We start from the raw sequence: 16387 nt of genomic DNA, 5'->3' as shown, positions 1-16387 counted from the left end.
GCGTCCATCGACACCCCTTCGGGAGAGGAACCATGTCAAAGCAGTTCACGAAACTCGGCTTGGCGGCGGTGGCCGTCATGTTCTCCGCCGCGGCAGCGCTGGCCGGTCCTGGCGGAGCCGGGCACGGCCATGGCGACGAGACCGCCTATGGCAAGCCGGGCGATCCCAAGAAGCCGGCCCGGCTGATCCAGATCGCCATGGCCGAGCGTGACGGCAAGATGCAGTTCATCCCGGACAGGATCGAGGTCCGGCGCGGTGAACAGATCCGCTTCCAGCTGCGCAACAATGGCGAGCTCGATCACGAGCTGGTCGTGGCGACGCTCGAGGAGAACCTCAAGCACGCCGTCGAGATGCAGAAGAACCCCGACATGGAGCATGACGATCCGAACGCCAAGCGCCTCTCCCCCAAGAGGACCGGGGAGATCGTCTGGCAGTTCACCAAGGCCGGGCAGTTCGATTTCTCGTGCCTGATCCCCGGCCACCGCGAAGCCGGAATGACCGGCACCATCACCGTCAAGTGACCGCGGCAACCCTCACATCACGATGGAGACCATGATGCGCAGACTTCTCACGATCGCGCTTGTTAGCGGCAGCCTTGCTGGCGCGGCCCTGGCGCAGGACGCAGCTCTGGTGAGCGCGACGGTCAAGAAGGTCGATATGGCTCAGGGCAAGATCACGCTTGATCACGGCCCGATCAAGAACCTCGACATGGACGGCATGACGATGGTGTTCAAGGCCGCCGACCCGGCCATGCTCAAGGAGTTGAAGGCCGGCGAAAAGGTCAAGTTCACCGCCGAGCGCGTCAACGGTCAGATCACCGTCACCTCGCTGCAGAAGGCGAAGTAAGCACGGCGGTGACCCGCAACTCGGCGGGCAGCGGGCGCGATCGGTTCTTCGCGGCACTCGCTGCCCTCGTCATATCCGCTCCATCCCCTGGCGCCGCAAGCGACGGTGACCTGCAACGCGCCCTGCTCGAATCCGGTTGTGCCAACGCCAAGGTCACCAGGCTGCCCGATCAGGGCAAGATCGTCATCTACCGGGCGAACTGCCTCAGGACCGAGCACAAGGTGATCGAACTGGTCTGCATCGCTGGTCATTGCACAGCGAGCAGCCCCTCATCGGAGGACGAGCGGGACAGGTAGCCGATGACCCCCTTGCCGACAGTCCGCTCAGGGGAAAGAGCACAATGGAAAGAAGGCCGGCAGCGCAATCATCGCTGCCGGCCTTCCTTTTTGGCTTCAAGCGGCGTCACAGGTCCTGCGGCATCGGCCTTGCGGGATGCTTCGGCGCCCGCAGCGAGGCGACGATCGTCCAGGCAATGATCCCGACCGTCACCGCCGCAAGCACCGCCGCGATCGGTCGATTGACCAGGCCGATCAGGCTGCCGTCGGACTTGATCATCGAGTTGATGAAATACTCCTCCAGCAGCGGGCCGAGCACCACGCCAAGAATGACCGGCGCAACCGGAAAGCCGTTCTCCTCCAGCACGAAGGCAAGCGCACCGAAGGCCAGCATCAGCCCGACATCGAAGAGCGAGTTGTTGATCGCATAGGAGCCGACGATGGCGAAGAGCAGGATGATCGGCATCAGGATCTTGCGGGGCACCTGCAGCACCCGCGAGGCCACCTTGATGATCGCCCAGCCGAGCGGCAGCATCAGGAGGTTGGCGATGACGAAGACGAGGAACAGCGCGTAGACGTTCTCGGGATTGTTGACGAAGATCGTCGGCCCCGGCGCCATGTTCTTCATCATCAGGACACCGATGGCGATCGCGGTGATCGAGTCCCCGGGAATGCCGAAGACGAGAGCCGGAATCCAGGCGCCGGCAAGCGAACTGTTATTGGAGGCTCCTGCCTCGATCAGTCCTTCGGGGTGACCCGTGCCGAATTTCTCGGGCGTCTTCGAGAAGCGCTTGCTCATCGCATAGGACATCCAGGCAGCCATGTCGGCGCCGCTGCCGGGCTGGATGCCGACGACGGTCCCGAGCGCACTGCCGCGAACAAGCTGCCACGGGTACTGCTTGGTCAGCCGCCACATATTGGCGAAGATCGGCCCCATCTTCTTGATGACGATCTGCGGCGCGCTTCCGTCCGAGATCATGTGGCGCATCACCTCCGAGCAGGCGAACATGCCGACCATCATCGGGATCAGCGAGACACCGCCGAGCATCTCGGTGGAGTCGAAGGTGAAGCGCGGCTGGCCGGCCGGATTGTTCATGCCGACAAGCGAGATCATCAGGCCGATCAGCAATGCGATGCAGGCCTTGAGCGGCGTCGAAGAGCCAATGAAGACTGCCCCGCCGAGACCGAGCATGACGATCCAGAAGAACTCGACCGAGCCGAAGCCAAGCGCGAAATCGGCGATGGCCGGGGACGCCGCCATCATCACCGCGGTTCCGAACAGGCCACCGAGAACCGAGAACCAGAGCCCGATGCCGAGCGCCAGCTCAGGCTCGCCCCGCAGCGTCATCTGGTAGGAATCGTCGACATAGGCCGCCGAGGCCGGCGTGCCGGGAATGCGCAGCAGGCAGCCCGGAATATCGCCGGAAAAGATTGCCATCGTACTGGTCGTGACGATCGCGGCGATGGCCGGGACGGGCGGCATGAAGAAGGTCAGCGGCACCAGAAGCGCTGTCGCCATCGTGGCGGACAGGCCGGGAATGCATCCGACAATGAGGCCGTAAATGGCCGAGGCGGTGATGACAGCGAGCACATAGGGATCGAGCACCATCCCCAGCGCGGTGACATAGGCATCGAGCATGGCAGCCTCACCAGCGGATCGGTTCGAGGGGCCCCCACGGCAGCTGCACGCCGAGACCGAGATAGAAGATCGAATGCATCGCAAGCGCCGCGAGCAGGGAGAGCGCGAGGGCCGGGCCCGGCCGGACCCCACCCGCCATGAACAGCACGACGAGGATCAGCGGTGCCGTGATGAGGAAGCCCAATACCTCCGAGAACCAGAGGTAGAACAGCACTACAGCCGGCACGAGCGCGAGCTTCATCAACGCCGCAGGGCTGCGTGCCCAGTCGGCCAGGGCCAGCATCGGGCCGCGGTCGACCGCGCGAGCGCCATTGACCCCGAGGATCGCAGCGCAAAGCGCCAGCAATCCGGACAGGATCAGCGGGAAGGCCGAGGGGCCCAGCGGTTGCTGCGAAGGGTTCGGCAGATGCCAGGACGCCGTCGCGACGAGCGCGGCCAGCCCGAGGAACACCAGCCCGGCGAAGAGATCGTTGAATTTCATGGAGACCTGCCCGGCGCGAAGGACACGATGGGGTGGACGCGGCGCGGGCAAGCCAGCGCCGCGTCATGCTCCGGCGCGGGGCCGGGCTGGATTGGGCTGGCGCTACTGGCGCAGGCGCAGGCCGAGCGCGCCCATGATCTCGCCATTGCGCTTGTGCTGCTCGACGAGGAAGCTGCCGAAGGCCGGCCCCTTGGCGAAGGCATAGCCAAAGCCGCGCTCGGCCAGGAAGCTCTTGTAGCTGTCGGAATTCGCCACCTTGTCGGTCGCCTCGACAAGACGTGCCGTGACTTCGGCCGGCAGATTGGCGGGAGCCGCAAGGCCGCGCCAGGTACCACCCTCATAGTCCTTGCCGATCGCGTCCTTGACCGTCGGCACCGACGGGAAGGCCGAGATCTTCTCCTTCGAAAGCACGGCCAGCGACTTGACGCGGCCGGCATCGATCATCGGCTTGCCCTCGGGCAGCGATGACGGAACGATCTGCACGCCGCCGGAAGCCAGCTCCTGGAAACCAGGCGCCGCACCCTGGCTCGGCACGACGACGACGCTCTTCGGGTCGATGCCCTCGAGCTGCAGCAGCCCGGCAAAAGCGAGGTGATAGGCGGCTCCTGCCGCCATGCCCGACATCTTGAAATGGCCGACCGGCTGCTTGCGGATGTCGTCCAGCGCCGCGCGCAGATTGGCCCAGGGGCTGTTGGACGCGACGTTGAACGCGGCGGAATCGAAGTTCACCAGCGCCAGCGGCGTCAGCTTCTCATAGGTGAAGGGTGCGGTGTTCGACCAGTAGAAGGTCGTCACCTCGGCGGTGGCCAGACCGATCGTGTAACCGTCCGGCTTGGCATTGACGATCTCGGTATGGCCGACGACGCCGCCGCCACCGGTGCGGTTGACGACATTGACCGGCTTGCCGAGCTCCTTCTCCAGCCCCGCCGCAAGGATGCGGGCAACCGCATCGGTGCCGCCGCCGGCGGCCCAGGGCACGATCAGGGTGACTGGCCGCTCCGGCCAGGCGGCGGACGCGGAAAGGCTCGTCGCCGTCATCGCTGCGGCGAGCATCAGGCTCTTGAATGTCATGGCGTTTCTCCAAGGGTGGATTTCTTGAGATCCGGCGGCGTTATTGCGCCGTCCGAGAGCAGGTGCCCGTAGGTGTAACCAAGCAGGACTTCCATGGCTTCGCGCGCCTGTTTTGCGTCGCGGGCCTCGATCGCACGCGCAACGGCGGCATGGTTCGGCAGGTTGCCGGTGAAGACGCCCACGGTGATGTCGAAGATGGCGCTCAGGATCGCATCGATTGCGCCGCGAAAGCTGCGCAGCACCGGGTTATGCGTCGCCTCGAGAATCGCGAGGTGAAAGGCCTTGTCCGCCGCAATCGCTGCCTGCGGGTCGAACTGGCCGTCGTCCATCGCCGCAAGCGCGGCATTGATCCGCCAGACATCCTCAGGCGTTGCGCGCTGCGCCGCGAGGGCAGCCGCTGCCGGCTCGATGATCGCGCGGGTTTCCTCCAATGCGAGCAACAGGCTGCGGTCGAGCCCCCCGCTGTTCCGCACCCATCCCAGGACATCGCTGTCGAGCAGCATCCAGTCCTGGGCCGGACGAACATGCGTGCCGTGGCGCGGGCGGACGCTCACCAACCCCTTCGCGGTCAGCGTCTTCATCGCCTCGCGGACGACGCTGCGGCCAACCCGGTAATGCGCCTCCAGTTCGTGCTCGGGAGGCAGTACCGCCCCCGGCGCGATCTCGCCGCGCACGATCGCAGCGCCGAGCGCGGAGACCATCGCGCCGATCTTTCCGGGCTTCGCGCCTTTCCGCATGCCATGAGCCTGGGACATTCGACCCTCCATTTTCATGAAATTGCCACGCTCGGGTTTCGCTTGCAACCATTCATCTGATGTTTAACATCTGATCTTCGAAACGACACGCTACCGTGAGGATATGAGATGGGCTTCGCGCCGCCTTTCGCCGGCATTCATGCCATGGTCTACGCCTTGTTCGACGAGCAGGAGAGGCTTGACCGGGCAGCGATGCGCCGCCAGACGGAGCTCTGCCTTGCGCTGGGCGTGCACGGCATTGCCGCGCTCGGCCTCGCCACCGAAGTGTCCAAACTGACCCAGTCCGAGCGCCTGGCGCTAATGGAATGGGTTTCCGAGGACACTGCCGGACGCGTGCCGCTCGCCTTCACGATCTACGGTTCGTCCGTCGCGGAACAGATCGAGCAGGTCAGGGCAGCCGAGACTGCGAAGGCCGACTGGGTCATCCTGCAGCCGCCGATGGTCGGCAGTTTTGGAGCGGCTGAATATATCCGCTTCTTCGGCCGGGTCGCTGACGCGACCTCCCTGCCCGTCGCGATCCAGAATGCACCAGCCTATATGGGGCGCGGCCTCTCGGCCGAAGACATCCGCGAACTGGTGTCGCGCCATCCGAATATCAGCCTGATCAAGGGTGAAGGCCCAGCCGTGGACATTCGGCAGCTGATCACGACCACGGAAGGGCGGCTTCCCGTCTTCAACGGTCGCGGCGGCCTCGAACTGGTCGACAACCTGCGCGCCGGCTGTGCGGGCATGATCCTGGCCCCCGACACGATCGATCACGCGCTACGCGCCTATAACCACTTCATGGCTGGAGACGAGCCCAGCGCGGAGGCCGCCTATCGCGACGTCTCGCCTGCAATCGTCTTCATCATGCAGTCGATCGAGAGCCTGCTCTGCTACGGCAAGCGCCTCTTCGGCGAGCGCGCCGGTCTTGCCATTCACGACCGGTCCCCCGCTCTGCGCCCGACGGAATTCGGTTTGGAACTCGTGCGGCGGCACGCCGCGCAGCTCGGCCCCTACAGCGCTGCGGCCTAAGGCAGCGGTCCCAACAGTGGATCGCGGCTTTAGGGAAAGCCGCTGCAAACACAACACGTTGGATCATCGGCCTGGATACCATCCGGTCTGATGATCGAGCGTCATGATCGGGCCCGGACGGAAGTCGGACCGCCAGCCTTGCCCCGCGTTTCAGGCCAGCGTTGCGCTCCGCGATCGCAGCCTTCCGGCAGGCTTGTGATTTGACAATTCGGGCAGCGAGCCTAAGTCATGAGACATGATGGCGCGCTTCTCCAATTTCCGTCGCGGCCTGCACCGGGCAGGTAACCTGATCGCGGGCAACTAGCCCCGGATTCGTCGCGCCGCGCGCCTCGGGTTCGGGGCGGTCGGCCTTCCGGCGCCGAATCGGCATCATTCCGGACTTAAGGTCGACGCGGGCAACGCCCCGCACATCCACCATCAGCGCAAGCGACGAAAGCGTCTGCCGAAGGCAGAGAGCCCCCCCGACGCCATTGTCCGGCATCGTGCAAGCTCGCCTGCGCGCAATCTTCCACTGCTACGCGCTGCCCACGGGGGCGCAATCATTCAGGACGACGTTCACATGACCAACCGGACCTCCGGCGGGGCAAAGCCCCGTATCACCTTGACCGCAATCGATCACGAGAAGCTCACCCAGCTCGCGATTGCCGCGACCAACACCTTTCCCGATGTCGCAGCGGAACTCGCCGACGAAGTGGCGCGCGCCCGCGTTCTCGCCAAGGGGCGCCAGCTCGCCGACGCCGTGCGCATGGGCAGCGAAGTGCTGTTCCAGGACGAGGTCACGGGCAAGACCACCACCGTGACCCTGGTCTATCCGCCCGAGGCCGACATCGCCCAGGGCAAGATCTCGATCCTGACCCCGATCGGGACCGCTCTGATCGGCCTCTCGGTCGGCCAATCCATCAACTGGACGACGCGCAGCGGCGACGTGAAGCGTCTGACGGTTCAGGCCGTCCGCGATCCAGCCGATGGCGCGCCCCAACCGGCCTGATTGCGGCGGGCGACAGCGAGCCCTCAGGAGCGGGCGAGAACGTCGGCGAGCGAAGGCCTCGCATGACCGTCTCGCCCCGCCACCGCCGGCGCGGCGAGCATGGCGTTGAGGACGGCCTCCTGGGTCGCCTCGGCGGCCGCGCGAAACGGCAGATCGATTCGATTCTCGTTGAGCACGACCATCGGCGCGAGATCGGCGCGTTCATGATGGCTGATGCGGCCGGCCGTGCTGAAGGCCAGCGCGATATCGCCGCTGCCATTGCCCCAGAATGCGCCGAGCCGCGCCAGCCCCGCACCGCACCGCCTGGCAACGCGCGTCAGCTGCCGCGATTCCATCGGGATATCGGTCGCCACCACGATGATGACGGACCCACGCTCGGGCGCGGCCGCGTGCGGCATGGCGGGCGGAACGGGCCGGCGGCCATCAGGCAGAACCAGATCTCCCGCATTGCCAAAATTGGCCTGAACCAGCACGCCGAGCGTATAATCCCTGCCGTCCAGCCTGAGCAGGCGCGAGGCCGTGCCGATGCCGCCCTTGAAACCAAAGGCGCTCATGCCGGTCCCGCCGCCGACGGCGCCCTCCTCGACCGGGCCTGCCATAGCAGCATCAAGTGCCGCGAAGGCGTCGCTCTCGCTCAGAACGCGCGCCCGAATGTCTGAGAGAAAACCGTCATTGCACTCGAGCACGACCGGATTGACCGTTCCGGTCGTCCGGCCAATGTCGGGATTGGCCGCGAGCGCGCGCGTGACGAGGGCATTGAAGCCAGTTCCGACCGACAATGTGTTTCCCAGCAGAAGCGGGGTTTCGATCTGGCCGAGTTCGGAGACCTGCACCAGCCCGGCACTCTTGCCAAAGCCGTTGATGACATCGACACCGGCGCGCAGCTTCTCGCGGAACAGATCGTCGCCATGGGGCAGGATGGCCGTGAACCCGGTCTGGATATCCCCGTCGCGAATGGTCCTGTGGCCGACACGGACGCCGGCAACATCGGTAATCGCATTGAGCGGGCCGGGCGGCAGCGAGCCGCAGATCAAACCAAGGGAACGGGCGCGGGCAGGCATGGGCGGCAATCCGGCTGGCTGACGATGCTTCCGGCTATAGCGCAAACCCCGGCATCCGCCAGTACCGGCGCGCAGCCCCGTTCCCGCGATCAGGGGGACCGGGCGAGAGCGATCGCGTCGGCCACTTCCTCGTAGCGCTCGGTCAGGGTCGCGGTCGCGACGCGGATATGGGCGCTGGGGAGGACCGAGAACTTGCTGCCGGGATTGACCGCGATGTTGCGCGCGGCGAGCGTCACCATGGCGAAGGGCTCCGAGATGATCGGAACCCACAGGCAAAGGCCGCTTCCGGGCGCGGTGTGGATGCCGCGCGCGGCTAGCGCTTCAGCGAGCCTGTCGCGCCGCTGCTTGTAGATGATGCGAGCCTTCGCCACGATATCCCGACTCGCCTCGTCACGCAGCAGCCAGGAGGTTGCGCCCTGGAGCAGGCGGCTCGTCCAGCCCGCGCTGAAGGCCCGATAGGACTGGACCTGTTCGACGATCGCAGCCGAACTCGACAGCACCGCGAGCCGCAGATCGGGCCCGAGGGTCTTCGAATAAGAGACGATATGGATGGTGCGCTCCGGAAAGCGCACGCCGAGTGACGCGGGCGGTGCCTCCGAGATGTCGGCCACGCCGTCATCCTCGATGATCAGCGCATCGCTCTCAGCAAGGATGTCGCCGATCAGCGCGAGCCGTTCAGCACTGACCGTCTGCCCCGTAACCGAGTGCAGTCTTGGCTGGAACACGAATGCAGCAAGCCGCTCCTGCGCCGCGGCGCGGAGCGAGGCCGGCAGGGGGCCGTGCTCGTCGCAGGCCACAGGCACGATCCTGACGCCAAGATCCTCGAGGATGTCGAGCAGCCGCATGGCCGTCGGATGCTCGATCGCGACGGCCGAGCCCGGCGCCACAAGGGCCCGCAGGGTATTGTAGACGGCATTGTAGCCGCCATTGGTGGCGAGGAATGCTTCCGGCCGATAGGGCCAGCGCGCTTCGGCCGCCTCGCGCAGTTCCGGTACGACCCGGCTCCGTTCATAGCTGTTGAGCTTGTCGACCGTTGCGCCATGGGCCAGCGCCTCTGCGAGCGGTGGCAGCAGGGCTGTGTCGGGAATTGCCAGCGACAGGTTCAGCACGCCGGCACCGTAGTCGCCGGAGCTCGCCAGCCGTTCCGGCTGGGCGATGAAGCGGTCCCCACTGACCCAGGTGCCGTTGCGCCCCCGGCCGCGAATGATCTTCTGGCGGCGCAATTCGCTCCAGGCCTCGGAGATCGTCGCCGGACTGACCTTCATTTCGTAGGCGATGTCGCGGATCGCCGGCAGCCGCGCCCCGACAGGCAGCGCCCCCGCCCTGATCAGCGCGCTGGTCTCCAGGGCGATGCCCCGGATGCTGCGATCAACGATCGTTCTTGCGAGCCAGTCGGCGCTGATCGAGCTGTTCATCTGCCGGCCATTTAATGTTCAATAACATAATAACATTTGCGCAGTTATTTTTGAACATTTAGCACTTGGCCTGTCGAGAGCTTTTCAGAGTTGCCAACATGGCTGTGACGCTGCGCCTTGCACTCCGCGATTGGGACTATATGACCCCGCTCGTTCTTGGCGACGTCTCCTCGCCCCGGCTGAAGATCCAGGTCGATCGCGTCGGCACACTGGTCGGCGATCTGGCCACCGACGAAGCTTACGATGCCGCAGAGCTGTCATTCAGCCGCTATGCCCAGCTGCGCCATGACGGCAACGACACGATCGTCGGCATGCCGAACTTCATCATGCGCGGCTTTCGTCATCGCTGCATCGTGACGACCAAGGACAGCTCGATCCGCACGCTCGCCGACCTTGCCGGCAAGAAGATCGGCGTCACAGGCTGGCGCGATTCCGGCAACACCTGGACCCGCGCCGCCGTGCGCCGCGAAGGCGTCGGCGTCGAGGACGCTATGTGGTATGCCGGGCGCCTGACCGAGGCTCACCCGATCACCGACCGCCTCGACGGCTTCGGTCGTCCCGGTCGGATCGAGGCTGCTCCGGGTGAGCGCCCGATGGTGGATCTCCTGCGGGATGGCGGGCTCGATGCCGTCTTCACTCCCTTCATGCCCAAGGGCTTCTTCGATCCGGCCTCGCCGTTCCGTCAGGTGCTCGAGGATTTCCGGGCGGCGGAGACCACCTATTTCCACGAGGTCGGCTACATCCCGGGCATGCACCTGATCGGCTTCAAAGCCGAATTCGTCCGCGACCACCCCTGGATCATGGACGAGCTCAGTGCGTTGATCGACGAGTCGCAGCGGCTCTGGCTCGAGAAGCGCGAGAAATATGCCGATACGACACCCTGGATGTTCGACGAGCTGCGCCGTTGCGCCCGCGATCTGCCCTCTTCGTGGAGCGCGAGCGGTTTCGCCGAGAACGAAGTCATGATCGCCGATTTCGCGACCGAGCTCCATGAGCAGAAGATCCTGCCGCGCCTGCTGACACCGGCCGAGCTTTTCCCGCGGCAAGCGCGCACCCGCTGACACGCCCGAGAAGCGTTGCGACAGGCCGGCGCCACCGCCCGGCCTGCAAGTTCAGACAAGAATGGGGAGTAGCACCATGTATTTCAGATTGATTGCCTCCGTCGCCTTCGCCGGATTGACGCTGGCCGGATCCGCGCTGGCCCAGCAGGGCACGATCGCGAAGCAGACGGTCAACGAGGAGCTGCGGGCGCGCCTGCCTGAGACGCTGCGCAGCAAGGGCAAGATGATTTCGGTCAATAACGGCTCCTTCCCGCCCTACGAGATCGTCACCGGCACCGAGATGAGCGGCGCCAGCTCCGACCTCACCGATGCCATCGGTCAGGTCCTGGGCGTCACGATCGAGCATGCGACGGTGGGAGGCCTGCCTGCCCTGCTCGCCGGCGTGAATGCCGGGCGCTACCAGTTCGCCTTTGGCCCGGTCGGTGATTTCAAGAGCCGGCAGGAAGCCAACGACTTCGTCGACTGGGTCCAGGAATTCGTCGTCTTCGCGGTGCAGAAGGGCAATCCCAAGGGCATCACCTCGCTCGACACCGCCTGCGGCAACCGCATCGCCGTCATGGCCGGCGGCTCGGCCGAGCGCGTCATCCAGGTCCAGGCAGAGAAGTGCAAGGCGGACGGCAAGAGCCCCATCGAGGTGCAGTCCTATTCCGATCAGCCGAGCTCTATCCTGTCGGTCCGCTCCAAGCGCGCCGATGCCTTCTTCTCGTCGCAGGCGCCCCTCACCTATTTCGTCGCGCAGGCCAACGGCCAGCTTGAACTCACCGGCGTCGGTGCACGCAACGGGTTTGAGGATCTCTATCAGGGCGCTGTGGTCCCCAAGGGCTCGCCGCTCGGCCCGGTTCTGCGCGATGCCGTCAAGATCCTGATCGATAACGGCACCTATGCCGCGATCATGAAGAAATGGGGGCTCGAGAATAACATGCTCAAGGAGCCCGGCCTCAATCTGGGCGGGGCCCTGCCGAAATGAGCGGCGAGCCCGCGATGACAGCGCCACCCTCGGGCGGCGCCGACCCGAGGGACGTGGTCAATGCGCACGCCCCCTTCCCGATCGCACGCCTGATCCTCTGGGCGGTCACGGCCATAATCGTCGTCGATTTCGGCCTGATCGTCGCGAGGAACGAAAATTTCGGCTGGCCGGTCGTCGCCGCCTATTTCTTCGACCGCACCGTGCTCAATGGCCTCTCGGTCAGCCTCGGATTGACGGTCGTCGCTATGGTAATCGGCACCGCGCTCGGGCTCGTGCTCGCAATCGCGCGGTTGTCGAAGGACACTCTCGCGAGCTCCTCCGCGTCGCTGTTCATCTGGTTCTTCCGTGGCACGCCGCTGCTCGTGCAGTTGATCTTCTGGTACAATCTCTCGACGCTGTTCCCCCAGATCTCGCTCGCAATCCCGTTCGGGCCGAACCTGGCGAGTTGGGAAACCAACTCGGTCATCACCCCGGTCACCGCCGCCATCGTCGGCCTCGCGCTGAACGAAGCGGCCTATATGGCGGAGATCATCCGTGGCGGCCTGCTTTCGGTCGATCGCGGCCAGGCCGAGACCGCCGAGGCCTTCGGCATGACCAAGGGCCGGGCATTGCGGCGGATCATCATTCCCCAAGCCATGCGCTCGATCGTACCGCCGACCGGAAACCAGCTCATCAGCATGATCAAGGCGACCTCGCTCGTCAGCGTCATCGCCATGGCCGATCTGCTCTACTCGGTTCAGTCGATCTACAACCGCACCTTCGAGATCATCCCGATGCTGCTGGTTGCGGTCCTCTGGTACCTGCTGATCACCTCGATCCTCAATGTCGGCCAGAGCTATATCGAGGCCTATTACAGCCGCGGCGAACGCCGCGACGGCGCGGCTGCTCCGCTGCCAGCCGTGCAGGAGGCAAGCCATTGACCGCCGCTGCAGCGACCACGCCGCTCGTCAGGGCGCGCGACATCCACAAGTCCTTCGACCATCTCGAGGTGCTCAAAGGCATCGACCTCGACGTGATGCCGGGCGAGGTCGTCGTCATCCTCGGGCCTTCGGGTTCGGGCAAGTCGACCTTCCTGCGCTGCATCAACCATCTCGAAGCCATCAACCGGGGCTTCATCGAGGTGGATGGCGAGCAGATCGGCTACCGGATGCGCAACGGCCGGCTGCAGAAGCTCACGGGCAACGGCATCGCGCGCCAGCGCCGCAAGATCGGCATGGTCTTCCAGCAGTTCAATCTCTACCCGCATATGACGGCGCTGGAGAATGTCATCGAGGCGCCGATCGGCGTCCATGGCATGAACCGCAGGGACGCGACGACGGGGGCGCTCGACCTGCTTGATCGGGTCGGCCTCTCCGACAAGGCGGCAAGCTATCCGCGCCAGCTCTCCGGCGGCCAGCAGCAGCGCGTCGCCATCGCCCGCGCCCTGGCGATCAAGCCAAAATTGATGCTGTTCGACGAGCCGACATCGGCGCTCGACCCCGAACTGGTGGGCGAAGTCCTGACGACGATGCGCGATCTCGCCCGGCAGGGCCTCACCATGATCGTGGTGACCCACGAAATCGGCTTCGCGCGCGAGGCCGCCGACCGGGTCGTGTTCATGGATGGCGGCAAGATCGTCGAAATGGGCCGGCCGGAGGAGGTGATGGACAATCCGCGCCATCCGCGCACCCAGGCCTTCCTGTCGCGCTTCCTCTGACCTTCCGTGCTCGCATCGGCATTCCCGAAGACGCCGATCCACTGTTCGGGCCGGTGCAGTAGCCGCAGTAGTCCGGCCAGTGCCGGGTCGCATCCGCAAAGACCGAGATAGATCATGTCCGCGCTCGACAACAGCTTCGCCCGCGTCTCCGATTTCGAGGCCATGGAGGCCGATCTCAGGGCGACCCGCCGTTACCTTCACGCCAACCCGGAACTCTCCCACGAGGAGGCCGAAACCGCGCGCTATGTCGCCGACAAGCTCACGGCCTGGGGTTACGAGGTGACCCGCAACGTCGGCGGCCATGGTGTCGTGGCGCGCCTCAGCAGCGGCACCGGGGCGGGCAGCATCGCGATCCGCGCCGACATGGACGCGCTGCCGATCACCGAAGAGACCGGCCTTCCCTATGCCAGCCTCCAGCCCGGCAAGATGCATGCCTGCGGCCATGACGGGCACACCGCCGTCCTGCTCGGCACGGCCGAATACCTTGCCCGCACGCGCCGCTTCGACGGCACGGTGACGCTGATCTTCCAGCCGGCCGAGGAGGCAGGCAAGATCAGCGGCGCCCAGGCGATGATTGCCGACGGGCTGTTCGAGCGCTTCCCCTTCGATGCGATCTTCGGATTGCACAATCATCCCGGCGCGCCGGAGGGCACGATCCTGCTGCGATCCGGCCCGATGATGGCCGCCGCCGACACGGTCACCATCACGATCAGGGGCAAGGGCGGCCATGCCTCGCGCCCGCATCTGACCATCGACCCGGTCGTGGTCGCCTGCCATCTCGTGGTCGCGCTGCAGACTGTCGTCTCACGCAATATCGACCCGACACAGACGGCTGTCGTCACGGTCGGCACTATCCATGCGGGCCAGGCCGTCAACGTCATCCCTGAAGAGGCCAGGCTGGCGCTCAGCGTACGCTCCTTCGAGCCGAAGATCCGCGACCTGCTGGAAGAGCGCGTCGTCAGGCTCGCCCGCTCGGTCGCGGAAGGCCACGGCGCGTCGATCGAGATCGACTACGAGCGCGGCTATCCTGTCGTGGTCAACGCCGAAGCCGAGACGGCCTTCGCGCGCATGGTCGCCGAGGAGCTGGTCGGCGCCGACAAGGTAGCGACCTGCCATCTCATCCCAGGCAGCGAGGACTTCGCCTATTTCCTCGAGCACAGGCCAGGAAGTTTCCTGCGCCTCGGCAATGGCCTCAACTCACCGATCCTCCACAGTGCGCAGTATGATTTTGCCGATGACAGCCTGACCGTCGGCGCCGCGCTGTGGGCCCGTCTCGTCGAGCGCTATCTGCAGGCCAACGGATAAAGCCGGGCCCTGTCGGCTTTCCGGATGCCGCCCCATAGTTGCCCTAGGCTCCACCGGAGCAACTTGCGGCGCGACGCTATCGTGGCGCGCGCTGGCTGAAGAGCCAAGTGCGCCATTCCGGCGCCAAGAACTGGTCCGGGCTGACTTTATGGTCCATCCCGTCATAGGTCACGAACATGGGCGAACCGCCGGCCCTGGCCAACGCATCGGCCCATGATCTCGATGCGGCATACGGATTCTCGCGGTCGGCCGTTCCATGGACGATCAGGAACGGGACCTTCGCCGCTTGTTGCGCCACGCTGCGCTGCGGCGGAACTCCCGAGAATGCGACAACGCCCGCGAACGTCTTGGGCTTCGTTGCCGCGGCAATGATCGCCGCCGACGCCCCCATCGAGAACCCGACCAGGTAGACCCGCTGCGGATCAACCGGCAGGCGCCGTTTCAAATCCTCGACCAACGCCAGAACGTCAGCAAGCTGATCGCTCGGTTTTGCAACCCGATTACTGCCGTCGCCAGCATAGTTCGCGCTGAGCGTCGGAAATTGCGGCACGACGACATATGCCGGAAATTCACGGGCAATCGCGGGAGCGGCCCAGCTCCGGATGAAGGGCCCGACCTGGCTGACATTGTCGGTGCCCACCCCGCCCGATGCATGCAGCGCGATGACAAGCGGCAATTTCGCTTGGCTTTGAGCGGCCGGCGAAAGCAGACGATAGGGAATGCTATGCCCGTTGGGAGCGGCGAAGACGCTCGGCTGGAATAGATCAATTGGCATTTTGACGAGGGACTCGACCGCGGCCAACTGCGCCGGCGATGGCTGGGAGATGCGCCGATCTTCCCTGATTTCGCCGCCTAGAGCCCCGGATCCGGCTATGGTGAATGCCGCAAGCAGCGTCGCGGCAAGATTGAGCGATCGGCGCATCGTGTCCTCATCGGTTGCGAAATCTCAGGGTTCACCGCCTCTTCATCTGCCGTCGTCTGACGCTTCACAAACGGTCAAATCTCTGCCGAGCTGATAGATTTTCTTTGGGCTCAGGGCAGGCAATTGGCCTTCGGGCCGCTTTGTGGATTGTCGAGGGCGAGCGACCCTAGATCGTTTCGTGGCTCAGCCGGCGAATGCGGCTCAACCTCGCCTGCGAAGGTCTCACGCCTCGCGACGGCTCAGGACTTCCGGATGCAGATCAGCTCGTTCGCACCGACCACTGGCGGGGCCGCAAATACCGTCAGTGACTACCAGTCCAGGCGTCGTAGCCAGGCCTCCAGACTGTCGTCGCCGGGCTCGGCCGGTGCGAGGACACGGATCTGGGCGGCCTCGCGGTGCGCGACCCCGAACCGGGCCTTGAAGGCGCGCGAAAAAGCATCGTCGCTGGAAAAGCCGAACCTGCGCGCGAGTTTGCCGATGCCGCCTCGTTCGAGCGACGCTCCGTTCAGCGCGAGACGCGCGCGCTCCAGCCTGCGCCGGCGGATATAGTCCGAAACCCCGCCCAGTGGCGCGAACAGGCGGTACAGCGCCGAGCGTGACAGCCCGAAGGCGCAGCAAAGCATGGCCGCATCGAGCGCCGGGTCAGCGATATGGCGGTCGATGAAGCGGCACATCGTCGCCAGCGTGGCCGTCAGCGTGGATGGAGCGTCCTGGTCGCGCATCAACGAAGGCGCAAGGCAGGCTGCGAGGAGATTCGCGCTGGCCTTGAGAAGGCCGGGTGCCTCGCGAGGGCCGAGCTCCTGCGCTGCCCTCAGCAGGGCCTGCAGATGGTCTCCCGCGAGCCTGCCCAGCGCCTCCCGGCCCGACAGCACCGTGCCATGGGCTCTGTCG

At 65.4% G+C, this 16387-nt stretch carries 18 protein-coding genes; 10 read left to right on the top strand and 8 right to left on the bottom strand.

Annotation, left to right across the window (positions count from 1 at the left end):
* Positions 1-32 precede the first annotated feature (32 nt).
* From AC1DW9_RS31940 to AC1DW9_RS31930, 3 genes are read left to right on the top strand one after another with little or no spacing between them, the layout of a single operon-like run.
* Positions 33-521 (top strand): cupredoxin domain-containing protein, encoded by a 489-nt coding sequence (locus tag AC1DW9_RS31940; RefSeq protein WP_441508177.1) that lies wholly within the window; start codon positions 33-35, stop codon positions 519-521.
* Between the two features lie 31 nt (positions 522-552).
* Entirely contained in the window at positions 553-846 is a 294-nt protein-coding gene (locus AC1DW9_RS31935) for a copper-binding protein (RefSeq protein WP_441492389.1), read from the top strand.
* An 8-nt stretch (positions 847-854) separates the two neighbouring features.
* Entirely contained in the window at positions 855-1142 is a 288-nt protein-coding gene (locus tag AC1DW9_RS31930) for a hypothetical protein (protein ID WP_441508176.1), read from the top strand.
* Between the two features lie 106 nt (positions 1143-1248).
* On the opposite strand, the gene AC1DW9_RS31925 is transcribed toward AC1DW9_RS31930, so the two are convergent.
* The 4 genes from AC1DW9_RS31925 to AC1DW9_RS31910 all read right to left on the bottom strand — a co-directional run bounded on the left by AC1DW9_RS31925 (position 1249) and on the right by AC1DW9_RS31910 (position 5067).
* Positions 1249-2760, bottom strand: coding sequence for a tripartite tricarboxylate transporter permease (locus AC1DW9_RS31925; protein WP_441508175.1), 1512 nt, complete (start codon positions 2758-2760; stop codon positions 1249-1251).
* Positions 2761-2767: 7 nt separating this feature from the next.
* Entirely contained in the window at positions 2768-3241 is a 474-nt protein-coding gene (locus tag AC1DW9_RS31920; protein ID WP_441508174.1) for a tripartite tricarboxylate transporter TctB family protein, read from the bottom strand.
* A 102-nt stretch (positions 3242-3343) separates the two neighbouring features.
* Positions 3344-4312: a Bug family tripartite tricarboxylate transporter substrate binding protein gene (locus tag AC1DW9_RS31915; RefSeq protein WP_441508173.1), complete on the bottom strand. Its 969-nt coding sequence runs from the start codon at positions 4310-4312 to the stop codon at positions 3344-3346.
* The gene (locus AC1DW9_RS31910) at positions 4309-5067 is read right to left on the bottom strand and encodes a FadR/GntR family transcriptional regulator (protein ID WP_441508172.1); all 759 of its coding nucleotides are present in this window, start codon (positions 5065-5067) and stop codon (positions 4309-4311) included. The genes AC1DW9_RS31915 and AC1DW9_RS31910 overlap by 4 nt, the downstream gene beginning before the upstream one ends.
* Positions 5068-5175: 108 nt before the next feature.
* Between AC1DW9_RS31910 and AC1DW9_RS31905 the strand changes: the two genes are divergently transcribed.
* Together AC1DW9_RS31905 and rnk are read left to right on the top strand one after the other, a co-directional pair.
* Positions 5176-6081, top strand: a complete 906-nt coding sequence (locus AC1DW9_RS31905) for a dihydrodipicolinate synthase family protein (RefSeq protein ID WP_441508171.1) — start codon at positions 5176-5178, stop codon at positions 6079-6081.
* 559 nt (positions 6082-6640) lie between these two features.
* On the top strand, positions 6641-7069 hold the full coding sequence (gene rnk, locus AC1DW9_RS31900) for a nucleoside diphosphate kinase regulator (RefSeq protein ID WP_441492382.1): 429 nt from the start codon (positions 6641-6643) through the stop codon (positions 7067-7069).
* A gap of 23 nt (positions 7070-7092) precedes the next feature.
* Here the strand turns inward: rnk and AC1DW9_RS31895 are convergent, their stop codons facing one another.
* Both AC1DW9_RS31895 and AC1DW9_RS31890 read right to left on the bottom strand, forming a co-directional pair.
* Positions 7093-8130, bottom strand: a complete 1038-nt coding sequence (locus tag AC1DW9_RS31895) for a DmpA family aminopeptidase (protein ID WP_441508170.1) — start codon at positions 8128-8130, stop codon at positions 7093-7095.
* 89 nt (positions 8131-8219) lie between these two features.
* Positions 8220-9545 (bottom strand): aminotransferase-like domain-containing protein, encoded by a 1326-nt coding sequence (locus AC1DW9_RS31890; protein WP_441508169.1) that lies wholly within the window; start codon positions 9543-9545, stop codon positions 8220-8222.
* Positions 9546-9643: 98 nt separating this feature from the next.
* Here AC1DW9_RS31890 and AC1DW9_RS31885 point away from each other — a divergent pair, with 98 nt between their 5' ends.
* From AC1DW9_RS31885 to AC1DW9_RS31865, 5 genes are all read left to right on the top strand, one after another.
* Positions 9644-10606, top strand: coding sequence for a substrate-binding domain-containing protein (locus tag AC1DW9_RS31885; RefSeq protein WP_441508168.1), 963 nt, complete (start codon positions 9644-9646; stop codon positions 10604-10606).
* Between the two features lie 76 nt (positions 10607-10682).
* Positions 10683-11573, top strand: a complete 891-nt coding sequence (locus AC1DW9_RS31880; protein ID WP_441508167.1) for an ABC transporter substrate-binding protein — start codon at positions 10683-10685, stop codon at positions 11571-11573.
* Positions 11570-12493: an amino acid ABC transporter permease gene (locus AC1DW9_RS31875; RefSeq protein ID WP_476768744.1), complete on the top strand. Its 924-nt coding sequence runs from the start codon at positions 11570-11572 to the stop codon at positions 12491-12493. The genes AC1DW9_RS31880 and AC1DW9_RS31875 overlap by 4 nt, the downstream gene beginning before the upstream one ends.
* Positions 12490-13269: an amino acid ABC transporter ATP-binding protein gene (locus tag AC1DW9_RS31870; protein ID WP_441508165.1), complete on the top strand. Its 780-nt coding sequence runs from the start codon at positions 12490-12492 to the stop codon at positions 13267-13269. The genes AC1DW9_RS31875 and AC1DW9_RS31870 overlap by 4 nt, the downstream gene beginning before the upstream one ends.
* Positions 13270-13383: 114 nt before the next feature.
* Positions 13384-14574 carry a M20 aminoacylase family protein gene (locus AC1DW9_RS31865; protein WP_441508164.1) on the top strand — a complete coding sequence of 397 codons (1191 nt, stop codon included), beginning with the start codon at positions 13384-13386 and terminating at the stop codon, positions 14572-14574.
* A 76-nt stretch (positions 14575-14650) separates the two neighbouring features.
* Here the strand turns inward: AC1DW9_RS31865 and AC1DW9_RS31860 are convergent, their stop codons facing one another.
* Positions 14651-15496 carry a carboxylesterase family protein gene (locus AC1DW9_RS31860; RefSeq protein ID WP_476775554.1) on the bottom strand — a complete coding sequence of 282 codons (846 nt, stop codon included), beginning with the start codon at positions 15494-15496 and terminating at the stop codon, positions 14651-14653.
* A gap of 308 nt (positions 15497-15804) precedes the next feature.
* Positions 15805-16387, bottom strand: a 583-nt coding sequence (locus AC1DW9_RS31855) for a helix-turn-helix domain-containing protein (protein WP_476855300.1), incomplete at its 5' end; no start/stop codon positions are given.

Source organism: Allobosea sp. P4_E12 (assembly GCF_056401655.1).
The sequence above is the reverse complement of the archived record's forward strand: the minus strand, read 5'-3'. Positions and strand labels throughout refer to the sequence as shown.